The 19,156-nt window shown below is 50.9% G+C and carries 12 protein-coding genes; 1 reads left to right on the top strand and 11 read right to left on the bottom strand.

Going from position 1 to position 19,156, the window contains the following annotated elements; translation table 11 throughout:
- Nucleotides 1–12: 12 nt before the first annotated feature.
- The 7 genes from U9S71_RS02000 to U9S71_RS01970 all read right to left on the bottom strand — a co-directional run bounded on the left by U9S71_RS02000 (nucleotide 13) and on the right by U9S71_RS01970 (nucleotide 9,697).
- Nucleotides 13–1,359, bottom strand: a complete 1,347-nt coding sequence (locus U9S71_RS02000; RefSeq protein ID WP_326324842.1) for a cytochrome c oxidase subunit II — start codon at nucleotides 1,357–1,359, stop codon at nucleotides 13–15.
- A 70-nt stretch (nucleotides 1,360–1,429) separates the two neighbouring features.
- A complete protein-coding gene (locus U9S71_RS01995) occupies nucleotides 1,430–2,665 on the bottom strand; it encodes a quinol:cytochrome C oxidoreductase (protein WP_326324840.1) in 1,236 nt (411 codons plus the stop codon).
- Nucleotides 2,666–2,685: 20 nt separating this feature from the next.
- Nucleotides 2,686–3,309, bottom strand: coding sequence for a c-type cytochrome (locus tag U9S71_RS01990; RefSeq protein WP_436410297.1), 624 nt, complete (start codon nucleotides 3,307–3,309; stop codon nucleotides 2,686–2,688).
- On the bottom strand, nucleotides 3,302–3,838 hold the full coding sequence (locus U9S71_RS01985) for a DUF3341 domain-containing protein (protein ID WP_326324837.1): 537 nt from the start codon (nucleotides 3,836–3,838) through the stop codon (nucleotides 3,302–3,304). Before U9S71_RS01985 ends, U9S71_RS01990 begins: the two co-directional genes overlap by 8 nt.
- 4 nt (nucleotides 3,839–3,842) lie before the next feature.
- Entirely contained in the window at nucleotides 3,843–5,324 is a 1,482-nt protein-coding gene (nrfD, locus tag U9S71_RS01980; protein WP_326324835.1) for an NrfD/PsrC family molybdoenzyme membrane anchor subunit, read from the bottom strand.
- Nucleotides 5,325–5,347: 23 nt separating this feature from the next.
- A complete protein-coding gene (locus U9S71_RS01975) occupies nucleotides 5,348–8,362 on the bottom strand; it encodes a TAT-variant-translocated molybdopterin oxidoreductase (RefSeq protein ID WP_326324834.1) in 3,015 nt (1,004 codons plus the stop codon).
- A gap of 48 nt (nucleotides 8,363–8,410) precedes the next feature.
- On the bottom strand, nucleotides 8,411–9,697 hold the full coding sequence (locus U9S71_RS01970) for a c-type cytochrome (RefSeq protein ID WP_326324832.1): 1,287 nt from the start codon (nucleotides 9,695–9,697) through the stop codon (nucleotides 8,411–8,413).
- A 429-nt stretch (nucleotides 9,698–10,126) separates the two neighbouring features.
- Here U9S71_RS01970 and U9S71_RS01965 point away from each other — a divergent pair, with 429 nt between their 5' ends.
- The gene (locus U9S71_RS01965) at nucleotides 10,127–10,627 is read left to right on the top strand and encodes a methionine-R-sulfoxide reductase (RefSeq protein ID WP_326324830.1); all 501 of its coding nucleotides are present in this window, start codon (nucleotides 10,127–10,129) and stop codon (nucleotides 10,625–10,627) included.
- On the opposite strand, the gene U9S71_RS01960 is transcribed toward U9S71_RS01965, so the two are convergent.
- The 4 genes from U9S71_RS01960 to U9S71_RS01945 form a co-directional block, all read right to left on the bottom strand.
- Nucleotides 10,584–11,606, bottom strand: coding sequence for a LacI family DNA-binding transcriptional regulator (locus U9S71_RS01960; RefSeq protein WP_326324829.1), 1,023 nt, complete (start codon nucleotides 11,604–11,606; stop codon nucleotides 10,584–10,586). The genes U9S71_RS01965 and U9S71_RS01960 overlap by 44 nt on opposite strands.
- 185 nt (nucleotides 11,607–11,791) lie before the next feature.
- A complete protein-coding gene (gene pnp / locus U9S71_RS01955) occupies nucleotides 11,792–13,930 on the bottom strand; it encodes a polyribonucleotide nucleotidyltransferase (RefSeq protein WP_326324827.1) in 2,139 nt (712 codons plus the stop codon).
- Between the two features lie 143 nt (nucleotides 13,931–14,073).
- Nucleotides 14,074–15,864 (bottom strand): glycoside hydrolase family 71/99 protein, encoded by a 1,791-nt coding sequence (locus tag U9S71_RS01950; protein WP_326324825.1) that lies wholly within the window; start codon nucleotides 15,862–15,864, stop codon nucleotides 14,074–14,076.
- Between the two features lie 28 nt (nucleotides 15,865–15,892).
- On the bottom strand, nucleotides 15,893–19,153 hold the full coding sequence (locus U9S71_RS01945; protein ID WP_326324823.1) for a PVC-type heme-binding CxxCH protein: 3,261 nt from the start codon (nucleotides 19,151–19,153) through the stop codon (nucleotides 15,893–15,895).
- Nucleotides 19,154–19,156 lie beyond the last annotated feature (3 nt).

The following is a 19,156-nucleotide window of genomic DNA, read 5'->3' as shown; positions in this document are numbered from 1 at the left end:
TTTCCTCGATCTTTAGTTAGCTTCGGCCAATAAGTTGGCGTCTTCCTCATCATTGGCAGCCTGAGACAATTGAAACTCTTTCCGCAAATCTTCAGTGAAGAAATACGGCTGCTCGTTAAGCCACGCTTGATACTCCTCTTCGGTAACCACCCGTACCTTCTTCTGCATATTGTAGTGGCCACCGCCACATATCTTATTGCATAACATGACAAAGTCATAATTATAATCGCCCATCTTATCGCGCATCTCCTCGGTGGTTATCGTCGCGGTAAACTGGAAATAGGTCTTCATGCCCGGTACGGCATTCATCTGCACGCGAAAATCGGGGATATAGAAACTATGTAAAATATCTTTTGACCCGATCTGTATACGAACCGGTTTATTCACCGGAATAACGATTTCGCTTCCCAATTGGTCGTCCCAACTGTTCTTATCGTTGAAGTCGATACCCAAACCATTGAGCGGAGTGGTCAACTTGTAGTTTCGCTCACCGATTTTGCCATCCCGGCCGGGATACCTTACCGTCCACATAAATTGCTCGCCCACCACTTCGATGAGTATTGCCTCCTTTTGGGCTTCTTCGGAAACGTTGGTGATTGAGCGCCAGGTAAAGAAACCGAAGAGCACAAGTATCGTCAGTGTCACGGCTGGAACAATCGTCCAGATTTTTTCCAATGTGTTATTATGGGGATAGAAATAGGCTTTCCGATTCGGCCGGGCACGGTAGATGTAGGCAAACGAGAACATCGCAATGTGCATGATGACCAATACTACTGTACAGATTACCGTGGTGATGATAAACATGGTATCGATGCTTGCGCCATGCTCGGTCGCCGCCGCCCGGAACGACTGGGCACCGTGGTGCGCATACGACCAATAGACGCCGTACAAGCCCAATACGAGTGCAAGCACGAATAATTTGGCATTGAAATTACGCATGTAATAGGTTGTGTCCTTCCCATTCATCCGCCGAGTCAATTCATACACCTGGATAATCTTACCGATTACCCCTACCAGCACGCAAATTAAAAACACCAACAACAGGCCATAAAAGAAATTCATGTATACCTGCGGGTCGATGTTCGGTCCGCTCTCTTCCGTCGCCGCCGCAGCCGTGGTGCCACCCGCCGCTGTAGCAGGCGCAGCCGTTGCACTTGTATCGGTAACCGCCGTTGCCGTATCAGTAGCAACTGCCGCTGTGTCAGCCGCCGCTACCGCTGCCGTGTCTACCGCTTGCGCTACCGTATCTGCCGCCGTGGCAGCAGCTTCCTGCGAAAACGCGCGGTTTACCAGCCCTATTCCCACAATGAATGCCAGCACAACGACTGCCCTAAACTTGCTATTATTTATAAAGCCCATTTCTTATTATAACGATTATCCCTATTTAGTGTTTCGTATCTCTATTTTCACCTCGGTAGCTTTTACTACCTTAAATTTGATGGTGCAAACTCTCTTCCAAGAACGGGTGCTTGGCCGGCGCCAACGCATGTTTGCTCAGCTTGTTGAGTACGAGGAAAGCAAACAGTCCTGTAAAACCGAGCGCCGCACCAATCTCTACCCAACCAAACGCACGATGAGCCTCTACCGTACCTGGCATCACCATGATATAAAAATCAAGCCAGTGGCCGAGAAGCAGTATAACACACACCGTAGCAAGTATCTTACTGTTCCGTACAAAGTCACGATTAACCAATACCAACACCGGTATCACAAAATTAATGAATATGTTAATCCAAAACCAAGGTTTGTATTCCGGCTCCCAGCGCTTATAGAAGTACACCGTCTCTTCCGGGATGTTTGCATACCAAATCAACATAAACTGTGCAAACCAAACATACGTCCAAAAAATGGAAAACCCAAAAATCAATTTTCCAAGATCATGCAGGTGATTTTCGTTGACCCACGCTAAATAACCCGCTTTCTTCAACAGGATAACCATCAACGTAATCACACAGAGACCGCTAACAAATATCGCAGCGAAGTTATACCAGCCAAACATCGTGGAAAACCAGTGGGCTTCCAATGACATGATGGTATCAAACATCCAGATGGGTGAGGAGAATCCGAAAATCACTAGAAATATTGCAGACAACTTGAAGCTTTTTTTGTAGGAGTTCAGTCCGCCCTGCAAATCTTCACTGTAGGAATACCGCGCCAAAAGCCATGCACAGATGCTATACGCTCCCATAAACGCGACTTGTCTAATCAAAAAACCAGGCGCATTAAGAAATGACGACTTCCCTGCGATCAACGCATCATAATTAGGACTATTCGGATCGGTAAGCCCTTCGCCAAACCAGTGATGGTAAAGGTTATGCGAGAACAACCCACTGACAATAATGACGAGCAAAATCAATGAAGCAACAGGCAACACATACGCCATTGCCTGCGGTATGCGTATCAGACCCGACGGCCAACCCGCTTGGGTAACGTACTGAAGCGCTAGAAAACATCCGCCAGCTGCGCATACGCCGGTAAAATAATACCCCATCAGCAACAGATTGGCGTAGGTGCGCTCGACCGTGACGTGGTCGCTGGAAAGTAAGCCAATAGCGATAGTCACGACGCCTATGGCTAGCGCAACCAAACTCACCACTTTCCCCCTTCCAGTGAATTTAAACTGCTCGCTGAAGTTATAATCGTTATGATGACTGTGAGTTCCCATTTAATATAGCTGATATAATATTATTTCTTTTGTAATTCTCTAACATACATGACCACATGCCAGCGTTCCTCAGGCGATAGTTGCGATGCATGCGACCCCATCATGTTCAGCCCGTAGGTAATGGTGTGGTATATCTTGCCAGCGCTGAGATCAGCCATCGCTCCCCCCCGGGAAGAGTTGGCACTGTCTGACCGTGCGTAGGAGGGCGGCGGCGGAAAGTTTTCCAACTGACGCGACTCAGCCTCCAGGGTCCTGTCTTTCGTAATCGAGCCGTCACCATGCCCTTCGGGTCCATGGCATACCGCGCAATATACCTGATAAAGCGCTTCACCTTTGGCGAGATTGGCTTCTGTATGTACCAACGGGTTCACCAGCTCCGCTCCGGCACGCTCGTAATCTTCTGTGGTATTCGCATAAGCAAATCGTTCAAAACCCACCGGTACGGTACCCGCTGGGGGCATCTGAGCCGTTTTACCATCGGCAAAATTCGGATTCGGCTGATCGGGATTATAGCCTAAAGGGTCATACATATTCCGTGAAAACTCCCAGCCCCGGCTACGTGTGGTGCCGTCACCGCAAGAAGTAACCACTGCCGCGATCGCAACAGCCGCACCTACAGCGCTAAGAAGCTTCATCTTATTCATAGCTAACATATTTTCGTTCGTTGTACTTCACTTCAACCGCACCTGCCGACTTCAGCAGGCCTTCGATCTTCTCATGTTCCCCATTGTCTTTGGCATCAATGGCGATAATGAACCGATCGTCCGTAGCACGCAAATCCATCACCCGGGGGGCACGGCCGGGAAACAGGTGGTTACGGTAGAAAAATGTCGCCACCATACCCAACGCGCAAAGTAAAATCGTCACCTCAAACGTAACAGGCACGAATGCCGGCAGCGGAAGCGATGGCTTACCACCGATATTCATCGGCCAATCGTAGGTCATCGTATAATACAGCAAGCTGAATCCAAGGCATGTACCCGTAATTCCAAAGCAGAAAGCAGCAATTGGTAAGCGCGAAGGCTTGACGCCGAGTTTCGCTTCGATACCATGGATCGGCATCGGGGTAAAGCAATCGTAGATGCTGATGTTGTTGGCTTGCAGTTTATCGATCCCATCCATCATTTCGTCTGGATCGGCAAAACTGCCAAGGATGTACTTAATATTGCTCATTGCGCTATTTCGTTTCTAATTCGTTAATTTCTTGGTCCGTAACCGAATCGTATTTGGTCAGCGACTTCCTGAAAAATTCGACCTGTTCCTTATCTTGATGGCCTTCCTCAATCAACTTCGTCTTATGCTGCAAGCTCGAACTCTTCAGCAACAGTTTCACTTCGGCGATGGCTATGCCGGGCAGGAAACGAAGGAACAGCAGGAACAGTGTAAAGAAGACCCCTACCGACCCAACAAATACGCCAACATCTACCCACGAGGGATAAAACATAGCCCAGCTGGAAGGCAAGTAGTCGCGGTGCAGGGAGGTAACGATAATCACGAAACGTTCAAACCACATCCCGATATTAACCACGATCGAAAGCACCCATGAAATGGGGATGCTTGTACGGATACGTTTAAACCAAAATAGTTGGGGTGAAATAACGTTACAGGTCATCATCGTCCAATATGCCCACCAATAAGGCCCGGCAATCCGGTTGGCGAACGCATACATTTCATATTCCGAACCCGAGTACCAAGCGATGAACAACTCGGTCAGATAAGCAACACCCACAATCGAACCCGTAGCCAGGATGATCTTATTCATCGACTCGATGTGGAACATCGTGATATAGTTCTCGAAGTTGAGCACCTTGCGCATCACCAACAACAGCGTTTGCACCATGGCGAAGCCCGAAAAGATAGCGCCTGCGACGAAGTAGGGAGGGAAGATAGTGGTGTGCCAGCCTGGAATTACCGACGTGGCAAAGTCCATGGATACGATGGTATGCACCGAAAGTACCAGCGGCGTGGAAATACCGGCGAGGATCAACGATACAATCTCAAACCGTTGCCAGGTTTTCACAGATCCGTTCCATCCGAATGACATGATGGAATATATCCGCCGCTTCAAGCCCGCAGCACGGTCACGTACGGAAGCAATGTCGGGGAGTAACCCGCAATACCAGAACACCAACGATACGGTAAAGTATGTAGAGATCGCAAATGCGTCCCATACCAGCGGCGAGTTGAAGTTAACCCATAGCGAGCCGAATTGGTTGGGTAGCGGAAAAATCCAGTACGCAAGCCAAGGGCGGCCCATGTGAGCAACCACGTAGGTAGCCGCGCAAATTACCGCAAAAATGGTCATGGCCTCTGCAGATCGGTTGATGGAGTTACGCCAGTTTTGGCGAAAAATCAAAAGTACTGCCGAAATCAATGTACCGGCGTGACCGATACCTACCCACCAAACGAAGTCGGTGATATCCCACGCCCAGCCCACGGTCTTATTAAGCCCCCAGGCACCAATACCGGTCCAGAACGTATAACCCACACTGAACACCCAAAGCAAAGCGCCCAACGCTGCCAACGTAAAGCCAATCCACCATGCTTTGTTAGGCTTGTTCTCCACCGGCAACAGGATATCGTCAGTCACCTTGGCATAGGTGATGTCTTTACCGGTTACTAAAGGTTCCCTTATTATTGATTCGTTATGCGATGACATAAATATGTTTTTTCAAAAATTAATTAAGCCTCGTAGGTGTTTCTAACCTTCGTCATGTATCCAATGCCTGGCTGTACATTGATTTCTTCCAGCACATAGTATACCCGTTCATTCTTCAACGCTTTTGATACCTCCGATTCGGGATCGTTGGCGTCGCCGAAGATAATGGCGTTTGCCGAGCACGCTGAGGCACATGCCAACTTGATATCGCCGTCTTTCAACGGACGCTTCTCCATCTTGGCCTGCAGTTTACCCGCTTGGATGCGCTGGATACACATCGAGCATTTTTCCATCACACCGCGTGAACGCGAAACCACGTCAGGATTGAGCACCAAATGGGTGAACTCGTTATTGAGGTAGTTATCGAAACGCGAATCATTCCAGTAGTTGAACCAATTGAAACGACGGACTTTGTAGGGGCAGTTATTGGCACAATACCGCGTACCGAAGCACCGGTTGTAAGCCATGTGGTTCAGTCCTTCTGAGGAGTGTACCGTAGCCAATACGGGACAAACTGTCTCGCACGGTGCGTGCTCGCAGTGTTGGCAGAGCATCGGTTGGTGTACCACCGATACATTCTCCATATCGTCCAGGTGACGGATTTCGTCTTCTTCGGTATACGCTTTACCGTCTTGCTCGATGGAGTAATACCGGTCGATACGTATCCAATGCATTTCACGGCGGCGGCGTACTTCGTCGCGGCCTACTACCGGAATATTATTTTCAAGATTACAAGCAACGATACAAGAACCACAGCCCGTACAAGCATTGAGGTCAATAGCCATCACCCACTTGTGGCCCGGCTGTTCGTACTTGTTCCACAAATCGTACGTTTTGTGCGTATCGGTCCACCGACCAGCGTTATGGGCCGGATTCTCCTGGTACTTCGCAAAACTGGTCTCGCGGATAATGTTACGCCCCTCGATGGTGTGGTGCGTTTGGGTCTGGGCCAGCTCATATGAGCCACTGGCTTTTGTCAACGTCGCCGTTGTATTGTACTGCATCGTACCATTTTGCAACTTCGCAAAAGGGTATGCGTTCTGACCCACGTTGTTGCCTGCTTTACCGGCTTTGGTACGGCCGTAACCCAGGGCAATAGATACAGTCCCCATCGCCTGCCCCGGCTGCATCAATACGGGTAGGGTTATCTTGTAACCGTTCTCACCCTCCACCGTTACGAGGCTGTTCTCACCCAAGCCCAGTGTTTCGGCAAATTTGGGATTCAGCGCTGCGTAGTTATCCCAGGTTACTTTCGACACCGGGTCGGGCAATTCTTGCAGGTAGGCGTTGTTCGCTTGCTTGCCATCCTTGAGTGCCACGCTTTGGTATAGTTGTACTTCTACATCTTTGGCTTGGGCTTTGCTTTGCGCAGCGATCGCTTGCGCCACGGCGCCCAAACCCGCTACATCGAAGCTATATGTCGATGCCGGCTGGTCACCTTTGAACTCAAATCCGGTCTGCAGCACGTCTTTCCAAGTCTTACTGCTACCGGCGAGTATCTGCTGCTCCCAGTTATTTTTAACAAATGTATAGTAGTCGGTCGTATCGCCAGCCCACACTAGCAGACTTTGCTCTACCTGACGGGTGTTGTATACGGGATTGATTGTTGGCTGTACAATGGTATAATATCCGCCCCGCGGATTGGCATCGCCCCAAGATTCCAAGAAATTATGGTTCGGCGCAATGGCATCCAATTCCGCTGCCGTTTCGTCTTCACGATCGGCAAAAGAAAGTTTAAACTTGATCTTTCCAAACGCCTCCGCCAGCGTATCTGCTTTGACATACTCATATAGCGGGTTGCTGTTCAGGAAGAACGCGACATCTACATCACCTCGGCCCGCTTCGGCCAAAAATGCTTCGAACGCTTCGTCATTGCCTTTATGGTGGTGGGAGGGGTTATCCAAATCGATGGTCGCACCATAGCTTTGCAACGCTACGTTGAGGGCATTGGTCATCGTTTGTATCCCTACATCGTTCGAACCGGAAACCACTACTGCACGGCCACGGGCCTGTAATAGCTCCTGCGCCACCAACTTCAATGCGGTTTGGGCCTTCGGATTGGTGCTCAGTGCGCCGGGCAGATTGTTACCTGTTACCGCATTGTAAAGTGCGATCATCAACGGACCTTCTTCCGAAGGTTTGATGGCCACACGTACGTCAGCGTTGGTGCCTGTCAGGCTCATGCCTCCTTCGAACTGGATATGGCGCGACATCTTCCCTTTTTTCAGGCTCTTGTAGTCGCGGTTGGTGATGTATTGCTGCGTGTGCTCCTCGCCGCTGAGCCAGGTACCCAGGAAATCGGCTGCCACGCTAACGATAACATCGGCATTGTCAAACCGGTAATGCGGTACGACGGCCTTGCCAAAGCTACGCTCGTTCGCTTCGATGATACCACTATAGGAAACCGCATCGACCTCGACCAACCTAGCGGTCGGATACTTCTCGGTAAAGCGGGCGATAGCCGCGATTGTTGATGGGCTGTTAACCGTGGAAGATACAATACGGATTTGCTTTCCTGCCGCTTGGGCCGCACCCAACGCGGTAACGACGTGTGTATCCAACTCGTCCCACGATATATCGGCTCCGTTGAACTTCGGACCCTTTAATTTTGATTGGTCGTACAGGTCGAGCACGGATGCTTGCGTGCCGGCATCTGTACCACAATTCAAGTCTACGGCCGCAGGGTTAGCCTCCAACAGGATGGGCCGACCCTCACGCGTCCGTACCAACACGCTCTGTCCTTTGTAACTGGATGCGTAGAAATTGGGGATACCGGGAGTGATTTCTTCCGGTTTGATCAAATAAGGCACGGCTTTGTGTACCGGTGTACGGTTACAAGCTGCCAATGTGACGGCACCTACCCCAAAACCCAGCGCTTTCAGGAAGTCCCGACGCGGAGTTTTGGTGCTTAGGCCAGCCTCATTCAAAACATCTTCAACAGGAATTGTCTCGGCAAACTCCCCCTTGCTTTGTGCTACGAAAGCCGGCGTTTGCTGCAACTCTTCCAAACCTTTCCAATATTGCTTGTTGCTATCCATTTAAGCTATGTATAAAGATTGCGTAGTCTAATGATTACGTAATTGTTATTAATAATGGCATTTTCCGCACTCCAATCCGCCCAACATGGCTGCGGTTACCTTTTCCCCTTTCTTCAACTGCTCATGCGCAGCTATCAGCTGGTCGTAGTAGGCGTTATCTTCGTGGTTTACTTCCGTCTCCTGGTGGCAATCGATACACCACTTCATGGTAAGTGGTGAATACTGGTACACTTCGGCCATCGTTTCAATCGGACCGTGGCACGTTTGGCACTCTACGCCTGCCACTACCACGTGTTGCGAGTGGTTAAAGTAAGCGAAATCAGGGAGGTTGTGGATACGTATCCACTCGATGGGGCGTTGATCCGGTCCATATTCCATGGTTTCGGGATCGTAATCCAGTGCCCGGTAAATCTTTGCAATTTCCGGTGAAAGCTCGCCGTCGTATTTATCGCTCGCCGTAATGGCCTTGTGGCAGTTCATACATACATTGGCCGACGGGATAGAGGCATTTTTGGATTTGTACGCACCGCCGTGGCAGTACTGGCAATCAATCTGGTTAACCCCCGCATGCAATTGGTGGGAGAACTTGATAGGTTGCACAGGTTTGTATCCTTCATGAACCCCTACGTTCCAAAGCGTCTTCCAACCTGCTGAACTCAAAAAGATGGCGACTAATAGTACCGTAAAAAACACCAGCTTCTTGTTTTTGGCCAATTTCTTCAACTTACCAAGGTAGTCTTTCCCTGGCTCCTCTTCGGCTTCTTCCGGAATCAGCGTCTTGTTATTGGTAATAACCCGCTCCAACGTACGAATAACTTTGTTGAGTACAAGGATCACCGCAAAAGCCAAGATAATCACGGCCACGAGGCCAATGATCATGAAATTGCTCGCATCTCCACTTGCTGCTGCAGCACCGGCGGCGCCACCTGCCGCACCACCACCTGCATCGGCAGCGGCTTTCTTAGTCTCTTCCGACTTGATGTAGGCAAGAACGTTCTTTATGTCATCGTCAGAAAGTGTCGGGAATGCCGACATCATTGCATTCGGGAACTGCGCATCCAATTCCAATGCAGCGGGGTCACCAGACGCAATCATGGCAGGCGCATTGCTTATCCACTTCAGCAACCAAGCTTCATCGTGCCGCTCGTTTACCCCGGCCAGCTCCGGCCCTAGAAACTTACCGAACACCTTATGGCAAGAAGAACAATTTGCTTTAAAAATCGTCTCGCCCTGTTTCGGGTCCTGAGCTTGCAACGAAGAAACCGCAAACAACAACACCAATGCAACGGATATCGGCTTGGCAATCCTTTCAAAAACTAACGAGATATGTCTCATATTGAGCACGTTATACTGATTATGATGAATGTTAAAATTTGGGTAATCTGAATCAATGGAACTACACCCCTCTAATAATGCCACAAAAGTATAACTTATTGGCTTATGGATGACAATGGGATGACTGAATTTAATAATTTATAACCGTTCTAAATTGATTGAAATACGCGTTTAAAGTATCTGTAGTATGTTTTAATGGAATGGCGATGACAACTAATTATTGGTAATGTTTCTCGCAAATTTGGGTTTCTAAAAATTATTTTCTATTATCAGATAGGGTGTCTTACATACACCTAGCTGCATCGTGACGAATGACTGAATATTATGCAACGACAATAATGACTTTCGGATGAAAACACGTTAAAGATAAATAGCGTATATTCGCATAACGGGCCATTCGCATGCCTTACTCGAATTAAATTAAATACGATGCGTTATATCGGACTCATGTTAGCGTTCTTATCACTGCAAACAGCTTGTGGACAAACCGCTCAACAGCGGAATAACCAAAGGGAAGCCGACGTTAGCGAACATCACAAAACTGCCAGCAAAATGGACACATCAAAATACAACGAATTGACAGCGGAAGAGGAATACGTCATACGTCACAAGGGAACTGAAAGGCCATTTACCGGAGCGTTGCTAAACAACAAAGCACACGGCACCTATGTGTGTAAGCGTTGTGACGCGCCGCTTTATCGATCGGAAGACAAATTCGAATCGCATTGCGGCTGGCCGAGTTTTGACGACGAAATCGACGGAGCCGTAAAACACGTGCCCGACGCGGATGGAAGGCGTACAGAAATTCTATGTGCGAAATGCGGCGGCCATCTGGGTCATGTATTTATTGGCGAACAGTTCACACCGAAAAACACGCGGCACTGTGTCAATTCCCTTTCGATGAAGTTTGTCGCGTCGAAGACTCCCTAATAATCAGTTCTGATGGCAGAACCACCTGTTTCTGCCCTTTCTCCTGATGACCATCGAGCTGGTTCAATAAAATATTGATCAGCTCACTGGCAATGCCTTCTATGGGCTGAGACACTGCCGTGATGGTGGGTGTAAACAGCTTGAAAAGTGTATGGTCGTCGTAAGAAACAATCGCAGGAACAGGTATTTGATGCTGTTTTAAGGCTTTCAGACCCGCTATTGCCAAATAATTGGTGGCAAAGAACACCGCATCGGGCTGCTGGTCTTCCATAAATGCACGGAAATCGGCCATTATCGTCGGTTCATCGTCGCCCATGTTGACCTTTTTTACATAGGGTTGCAGCTTGAAGGTATCGATGGCCCGCATATAACCATCCATCCGGTCCCGCATTTGCGTTTGCGACGAATATAGCGTCACCATCGCGATGCGTCGGTGCCCCTGCTGGGCCAGATGGCCGGTGGCATCGTAAGCCCCCCTCACATTGTCGGTGATGACATGGCTGGTTTCTAATCCGGGAATATATCGATCAAACAACACAACCGGGAGCTGGCTGCTTAAAAGCGATGCAATGATATCCCGCACACCCTCAGACGGGGTGATGATGTAGCCATCGACATGCCGGTCTCGAAAAAGCTGGATGAGCTCCGTGGCCTTTTCCGGCTGGTTGTCGGTGCTGCAGTAGATAATACGGTAGCCCCGGCTGTAGGCTTTAGCTTCGATGAGCCTAGCAATATTCGCGAAAAACGGATTGGAAATATCTTCAATGACCAAGCCGATGATTTTGGTTTTTCCGGTACGGAGACTTTTTGCAAGTTCATTTGGCTTATACCCAACTTTTTGGACGTGTTCGAGTACCCGCTTGGTCAATCCCTCACTAATACGCTTTTCCCTGGCCTTGCCATTCAGGATAAACGATATGGTAGTAACCGACACCCCTAAATCTTTAGCGATGTCACTGATGAGTATTTTTTTCTTCATTATTTTAGCAAAGAAGCTTCATATTTAGCACCCGCACAAACCTATATATTTTTATGACGTAGGCCAAAATAATTCGCTAAAACTCGGCGACTTAGGATAACCACATGCATAAAAAATGCTGATTTGAAAATAACCGTACAGCATTTTCAAATCAGCATATCATCAAATGGCCAAATCAGTGACGATTAAGCCTCGTTTCTTTCCGGTCTCGGGATCAGCGCTTTACGGGATAGCTTCAGCTTACCTTGCTTGTCGATATCCAATAATTTCACCTTAACGATGTCGCCCACATTGAAGATTCCGTCCATGTTTTCGAATCGCTTCCAGTCGATTTCCGAAATATGGAGCAAGCCATCTTTTCCGGGAATGATTTCAATGAACGCACCGAATGGCATGATAGATTTCACCTTACCTTCATAGACTTCACCGACTTCGGGTTTGGCAGCAATGGCTTGGATGCGACGTACAGCTTCATCTATAGAGGCTTTGTCATCGGCAAAAACCTGCACCACACCTTTGTTGTCGACTTCGTCGATCGCGATGGTGGCTCCTGTTTCACGCTGCATTTCTTGGATGATCTTGCCACCCGGCCCAATCACAGCTCCGATAAATTCCTTATCGATCGAGAAGCTGATGATGCGTGGCGCGTGCGGCTTGTAATCGGCACGTGGTTCGGCAAGCGTCTTCTTCATTTCGTTGAGGATATGGAGCCTTGCTTCCTTCGCCTGTTCCAGCGCCTGTGTCAAAACTTCCCATTTCAGGCCGTTGATTTTCAAGTCCATCTGGCAACCCACGATACCTTTCTCGGTACCGGTCACTTTAAAGTCCATATCGCCCAAGTGATCCTCATCACCTAGGATATCGCTCAATATGGCATATTTACCACTCTGCTCGTCGGTAATCAAGCCCATCGCAATACCTGATACGGGCGATTTGATTTTTACACCAGCATCCATGAGTGCCAATGCCCCCGCACAAACCGTGGCCATGGATGAAGAACCATTTGACTCCAGGATATCGGATACGATCCGGATAGTATATGGATTATCGTCGCCTGTCGGCAGCACCTGCTTCAAGGATCGCAAGGCTAAGTTGCCGTGACCTACCTCGCGGCGGCCCGGCCCCCGGTTGGGGCGCACTTCGCCTACTGAAAACGCAGGAAAATTATAATGCAAAAGGAATTTGTTATAGCCATGAATAAACGCACCATCAATCATTTGCTCGTCGTCTTTGGCTCCAAGTGTCACTGATGTAAGGGATTGGGTTTCTCCCCGGGTAAATACTGCCGATCCATGTGCCGCAGGAAGGTAGTCCACCTCGCTCCATATCGGCCGTACGGTACGGACATCGCGGCCATCGAGCCGCATACCTTCATTCAGCACCAAGTTGCGTATCGCGTCGTATTGCACGTCGTGGTAATATTTTTTAACTAAGAATGATGTATCCGCATCAAGTTCCTCTTCACCAAATGTAGCTTCTACAAACGCGCTACCGATTTGCTTGAACTGTTCGCTACGCTCATGTTTGGCGGAAGCAGATTTCGCCACGGCATACACCTTGTCATACGTAGCGGCAAATATCTGGTCGCGCAATTCGGGGTTACTTGGTTCGTGGCTATATTCGCGCTTGGTCGTTTTTCCAACCAATTGGGCCAGTTCCACCTGAGCTTGAACCTGCTTTTTAATGATCTGGTGGGCAAACTCGATCGCCTCGACCATCTCGGATTCCGAGATTTCCTTGGCTTCGCCTTCCACCATCACGATGTCATTGGCGGATCCTGCGACGATAAACTCAAGCGTAGCATTTTCGAGCTCGCTCAGCAGCGGGTTAACGACCAATTGGCCATCGATTTTGGCAACACGGACTTCCGATATCGGCCCATTGAATGGGATGTCAGAAACCGCTATCGCAGCCGAAGCTGCCAACCCGGCAAGGGCATCGGGCATGATATCTTTATCGGCTGATATCAGTGATATCATCACCTGCGTATCGGCGTGGTAGTCTTCGGGGAATAGGGGGCGCAAGGCGCGGTCGACCAATCGGCAAATCAAAATTTCATAATCCGACAGTCGGGCCTCACGACGTAAAAAGCCACCCGGAATACGTCCCGTGGACGCATATTTCTCTTGGTAATCTACCGAAAGCGGCAAGAAGTCCGCTCCGGGTTTGGGCTCCTGTGCGGAAACCACTGTAGCCAATAGCATGGTTTTCCCTTGCTTGACCACCACCGAGCCATCTGCCTGTTTGGCCATCTTCCCGGTGGAAATCTCGATCTGGCGACCAGCGCCAATATCGATTGTTGTTTTGATTTCGTTGTAACTCATTTGTTGTTTTGATTCGATGTGCTATTCGTCTTTAAGCGGCACACCATAATTGTATAGACTTTTACTTGCATGCAAAAGTAGAGAAACAACACTGTATATGCAAGTTTAATTGCCTTACACAGCGGCGCTTATTAGCGAATGGCTTACTGTTGTCCGCCTGCTGTCAAATAGTAATTGAACCGCCCCAGGGGTGCCACATCGCCAAATTGGTAAAAATCCATGATATTACCACTTTGCGGCACGTTATCTGTCCATTTGAATTCGATGTTCACATCGTTGTTGGTAATCCCTAATGCTTTCCGGTCAATCCGTAGCTCGACCTGGTTGCCCATGATGGCAAATTCAACCGTTCCGGTGCGCTTCCATTTCCAGCCTCCTCTGTTTCGTTCAAGCACCGCCATACCCTTACGGGGGGCAACCCGATTAACAATAAAATCATAGCCTTCCCATCCCGTACTTCGGTCGCGGTCCACATCAATCAGCAGGTTCATCCACGCAGCGCCTTTAGTAGCAGTAGGGGGAGCTGCCGTTTCGACAAGGAAATAAACGTAGTCGTCGTCAAAAGCGGCTTTCGTACCGATAATGTCGTTCCGGCCGGTCGTATTCCGGTAGTACAAGTTGCCCCATCCTTTCTCTTCCCGATGTGCTGTATTCCCCCGGTGTGCGTCAAATTGCAGCGCAACAGCGGCCCAATCGGCCGTATCGCCATCAATATGGATGCCGGTATACTTTTCTACACGTTGTTGGGGATTGGTACCTTTAAATCGGCGTATGTTAGCTATTAACTGATAATAGTAGGCATCGCCATGGCCGCCTTTCATCGGTTCAATATCGCGACTATGTTCTTGGTCGAACAGGTCGGGGAAGGCATTGGATGTACCACTCCATTCTTTCGCCCTGCCTGCCACCCATTCGTTCCAACCCGTTACGAAAACAAACTCCGGATCGATTTCCAATGCCCGGTCCCACTGCTCCTGGAAGTTCAACCCGTAGGCGATTTTATTGTCATCGTATACATGCCCCCCGTGGTGGGTATAGCTACGGCCGAACGCACCCGGTGCATTCATCGCACTCAATCCGTTTTCTTTGGTCCAATTCTGCGCTACACCCACGGTGACTTGTTCGTAACCACCTTTTCCATTGGCTGCGAAACCGTGCTGGGGATAAATTTCCAACCATCCCCAATGATCATCTCGTTGGGGACCTTTATCGTAAACCGGCTGGGGTGGCCGAAACGTGAAAAATTGCCGAATATCCGTATACAAACGATCCTTTTGTGGGTCGCCGGTTTTTGCCTCCAAGTGCTCGAAATACGCCATGATCAACGGCTTGCCTTTCCACTGAAACCAAAGATCGCGGTACAAACCCCGCGCATACAAATGCTGGTAAATTTTGGTGATTGCTGCAAGGCTCCCTTCGTGGGCTGCAAACCCAAGCATAAACGCAATCTGCGGAGTCTTTACGCCGTCTTTCCGGGCCTCGGCAAAGACTTCACACAGCGCCATATACGATTCTTCCCATGTGTATGAGCCATTGGTGCAATCAAACACCACCACATCCACGCCGGCGTCGGCCAGCATTTCCGCATGACGGCGCAGCACCCATCGGTCGGTACTCCGATAATAACCAAATAATGGTTCGGCCCAATGATAGTATGACGCGTCTTCGGGCCATGCCGGATGGTCATAATCGGCAAACATGCCATTGTTTAACTTTTGCAGTTCGGAGACATTGTAGGGCGGACTGTCAGCAAAATGATTGTGCCAAGTCCAATAGAACATACCTACGAACTTATCGCTCCGCACGTCGCCTACCTCATCATGTGTAGGTAATTTCCTACCCAGGGCATCCGTAGCTGGCAGCGATTGGCCAACGAGCCCAAAGGGAGCCGCCAATAAACCCATTCCCACCCATTTCGTTATGCTAAACTTCATGTCCTTCTACCGAATGATTTATATTCCATCAATTAACAGTCAATACCCCCTGCATAATCTGCCAATGGCCGGGGAAGGTGCAGATGAACGGGTAATCGCCCGGTGTCTCCGGCGCCACGAAGTCCAACTGGTAAGCCTCGCCTGCGTTGACCAGTGGAGTAGCGAACAGCACTTCGGGCATATCGGGTATGAACTGCCTTTCGTAACCATCCGGTAGGCGGGCCATGGCATCGGCGGCCACGCCAACCTTCTCCAGGTTACCCGGCTTGACCACCACAACGTTGTGCGGCATCTGGTCGCTGTTGTCAAACAGCAGGGATACCGATTTGCCTGCGGGCACCGTGAGGGTTTCCTGATCGAACGCCATCTTGCCCGGCAGGGCTTTGAGGCGGATAACGACCTCGCCCCGCTCCTTCCCGGTCGCTTCGTTGGCCGGGCCGGCCGGTGGCGCCGTGTCGGGTTCCAGGATATCCGGGTGATCCTCGCGGAACCGCTTTACGGCAACCACGCCCGTCAGCTGCTCGAAATCGGCCGCTGAAAGCGGATCCACCCCATACTTGCGGTAATTGGGATCTTCCGTAATAAAGCCTGGCACCTGAAGCTCTTGCGCCGAGGCCAACGGACGCAGTAATGCATAAGCCTTCTCCGGCTGGTCAGCCAGAAAGCGTTTGTCTTTCCTAAACATCTCCATCCACACCGGCTTGAGGTGCTTGAACGATTCGCCCAACGCATAACCGATGTAATCGTCTACGGGTAATTCGGTTGCTGCCAGTAACGCTTGCACCGTTTCTTCCGTCTCGAAATGACTCAATGCCGCTATCGCCTCCAGCCGTACCCGGGGTGAGGGGTCTGCGGACATGGCAATGAGCTTGCCTTGGGAATCCTCGATCCGGTCCGACCAGTAAAGTAGTACACGCGTAGCCGCGGCACGGACGTGGTGGTCTTTGCTGGCCAGCAGCTCTTCCAGAAGCCCTGCGTTGGGCACATTGAACTGCTGGTGAACCCAAAGCCCCTCCAGCCGATGCTGTTCTGCCTGCGGGTCCGAGGCATCCAACCGGCCTATCCAACTTTCCAGGACGGGAAGCACCTCTTCCGCCGGAAATTCGCGAAGCTGGCGCCGCGCACGGTAGCGTGTGCGGTCTTCCGGGGCCTTGAGTTGGTCCAGTAGGCCGACGACATCCAGACGGCTCATATCTATGGGCTTTAACGTAGGCATACCCTTGTGAGTGATCCGCCAGATACGGCCGCGCGTATGGTCGCGCTGCGGATCGCGGAAGGCCTGCTCACCGTGCTGGATAATCGGGTCGTACCAATCGACAACATATAGCGCGCCATCGGGGCCGAATTGCAAGTCGACCGGACGGAAGTTCGGATCCTTGGACTGTAGTAACGGCGTTGTCTCGTCACCTACGATACCGCTACCCGATTCGGACACTTTATGCTGCCGGATACCCTGAAAGCCGAGGAACGTATTGAAAAGTACGTTGCCCTGCACACTATCCGGGAATGCCCGGCTCGATATAATCTCCATGCCGCAGGTCTTCGGCTTGGAAGGCGAGGTCAGGAAATCCTTCATACCCATGTGCTTCTTCGGATAGTCGATGGCCACCGTGAGCGGTGGGGCGAAGTAATTCATGCCCGTGGATACATCGGCAATCAGGTGTGTGCCATCCCGCATAAAGACGTTACCCCAAGGGTTAGCATAGGGGTAGGAGATATATTCATCAAACTTCATGGTTCGCGGTTCGTACCGCCACGTGTTGCCGTACGCACCGCGGCGCGGCCCGTAGGGCGTCTCCACCTGCGTGTGCAGAAAGGTACCCATGTGCATGTACAGCGCACCGTCGGGGCCCCATTCGTAGGTGTTTAACGTATGGTGCGCATCTTCGGTACCGAAGCCTGAGAGCAGGGTCTGCCTCAGGTCGGCCTTCCCGTCGCCATCAGTATCCTTGAGGAACACGAAGTCGGGCGCCTGCGTTAGGTATACTCCACCATCGCCCAGCTCGAAACCCAGTGGTAGGTACAAGCTGTCGGCGAATACGATGTGGGCATCGGCCTTGCCGTCCCCGTCGGTGTCTTCCAGCACGATGATCTTGTCGTTGGGCGGATTGCCGGGCGTATAATGTGGATAAGAGGGCATGGTGGCCGCCCAAAGCCGCCCCTGGGCATCAAACGTAATCGACACCGGGTTGGCTAACGGGAAATCCACCTCCGACGCGAAAAGCTCGATCTCATAACCCTCTGGGAGCACAAACTGCGACTTGGCGACCTCCAGGTCGCCGCGCGTGCTCACGGGTGCGGCCGTCGGCGCCACCGAATCGCGGCCGAAGGCCACCACCCGCTCGACGGCCTGCTGGGGTACCGTGCTACCACTATCTGCCCCGGCCCACACCAGGCTATCCAGGCGTATCACCATGCTGTCAAGCTCGGCCAGCTCAGCCGGCAACGCGCCGCCACCGGCCCACTCGCGCCGGCGCCCGTAGATGTATTCGCCGTTCTGTGCTCTGTGGCGGTAGAAGAAATGCTGGTTCTTCGTAGCCACGAGATCTTTCAATGCGGCCATATGCGTATCGTCGGGCCAGCTGGCTACCGGTAGATCCAGCGAGACAGCCATCAGTTCACTGGCGATGCGGTACCCGCGGTCCGTCAGGTGGATTCCGTTGCTCGTAAGCGGCTCGCTTTCCGATTCCATCAGGGTCTTGGTGGGGGTATAAAGATCGATGAAGGGGATGTTCAGCGATCCGGCCACCTGCCGCATGCCACTGGTATAAGCCCGCAGTGATTCGTTGTGTCCGGAGGGGTCGGGCAAGAAACCGCCTAGCGCCTCATGCGCAATCGGCGACACCAGGATGACCTGCAGGGGCTCCTTGCCGTCGTGGCTGTGCGCCCGCAAACCGTTAAGGAAGGTAGTGAGATCTTCCTTGAATGCCGACAGGCTGTCAGGTCCCTTGAACGATTCATTCATGCCGAAGCAGGCGATGACCACGTCGGCCCCCTGCCGGTGGATATGCTCCTCTAGGGTACCGAAATTCAGCGGCCGGGGTCGAAGGTTCACCTCGTCCGCGCTCCAACCCAGGTTCCGCACGCTGAGGTGACGGTCCGGGAAACTGCCGTGAAGCATTGCCTCGAAATAATTGCTCCGTTGAAGCCCCTCGGCAAACGAGTTGCCTATGATAACGATGCTGCTTTCGGGAGCTGGCTTGAAAGGCCAAACCGCTGCCTTCTCCTGGCAGGACAAAATGGCGACAATGATGGCTAACGCTAAACCACCGTTTAAGAATCTATTCATGAC

Source organism: Parapedobacter flavus (assembly GCF_035818675.1).
GTDB lineage: Bacteria > Bacteroidota > Bacteroidia > Sphingobacteriales > Sphingobacteriaceae > Parapedobacter > Parapedobacter flavus.
Note: the sequence above shows the minus strand (reverse complement) of the source record. Positions and strands in the feature narration are given on the sequence as shown.